Raw genomic sequence first — 1,166 nt, 5'->3', positions numbered from 1 at the left:
CGTGCATTTTCTTCTGGGGTACGATTCTTTCTGGCCATATGTAATACCTCCGATGTGGTGCTTCTATTCTACACCACATCGGAGGTTTACACAAAATTTGGGATGGTCTCGTCCTAATACTCACTCGCCAGCTTTCCGGCTACATCAGTGAGCTGCTGAGCGAGATCGTCACCGGCAACGCCGTAGTTTTGCTCCAGCATAGCCGACACAGGTCCAATGTGCTGTTCTTCCAGCTGCCACAACCAGGGTGTACGGGAATGTTCACGGGTGCCGGTATCGGAAATATCGAACACATAGCGCAGCCGAGGCTTGTCGCCGGAATCGTCCACCAGGGCAATACCCTTGGAGCCACGGCGCACATACCGGCCCATTTTATCATTCCACAGGTCATACTCGGCGCAGGCGGTAGCGTCCGGGCGCTGGGCGTATATCATCATCTGCTCATGGAATGTATTTCTGAGATTAACGATCATTTGTATGAAGGGCGGTATTCTCCAAAATGGCCTGACGGGAAAAGACATTCTCGCAATGTCTATGCCAAAACGCGGGAAGAGTGTCAAGAAAAGCTGAAGAAGCTCATTGAGGAGATGGATCGAGAAATACGGCTGATTACTATAGCAGGCGAAAGCTCAGATCATCGTATTCCTGACGGTATTAGCAAAAAAAAGAAAGCCGTGATGACTTATTTGAGTAAGCATCCAGAAGAAAAGAGCAAGAGTTTAATAGCTCGAGAAACTGGCGTCGATAGAAGTACTGTCAGGAAATACTATAGTGAGTTCATTCGGCTACACGAAACTACCAAGTGAAGCAATATGGACGGAAAATAAAAACCCTCTGAAATCAACAGATCTCAGAGGGTTTTTGGTCCGAGTGGTGGGGCTCAAACCCACGAGCCTCGCGGTCCCAAACCGCGCGTTCTATCAACTGAACTACACCCGGAAATCAAAAAATAGTATATCAGAAAAAACAGAAAAAATCATTTCATTGTGGTCAAAATTATGGCAAAACCAAGGCATTTCATCACTTCGGCTTAATAAGAAGGGCGGGAAAGCATTGGGCCCGGCGTAAAATTTTGTGTAAGCGATATTCGACAAAGTCAAGAATGGCACTGGAAAGTAGGGCGGATTCTGGCCTGAATCCCTTGTTTACCGAAAGTCATGGCGGTC

General features: G+C 47.4%; 1 tRNA gene and 1 pseudogene. Both read right to left on the bottom strand.

Annotated features, from left to right (window positions below):
- Window positions 1-116: 116 nt before the first annotated feature.
- Window positions 117-449, bottom strand: a pseudogene (locus ACTNBU_RS12615) (hypothetical protein); the annotation flags it as partial.
- Between the two features lie 413 nt (window positions 450-862).
- Window positions 863-939, bottom strand: a tRNA-Pro gene (locus tag ACTNBU_RS12610).
- Window positions 940-1,166: the final 227 nt, after the last annotated feature.

This window comes from Dysosmobacter sp. HCP28S3_G4, assembly GCF_052065175.1.
Classification (GTDB): domain Bacteria; phylum Bacillota; class Clostridia; order Oscillospirales; family Oscillospiraceae; genus Oscillibacter.
The sequence above is the reverse complement of the archived record's forward strand: the minus strand, read 5'-3'. Positions and strand labels throughout refer to the sequence as shown.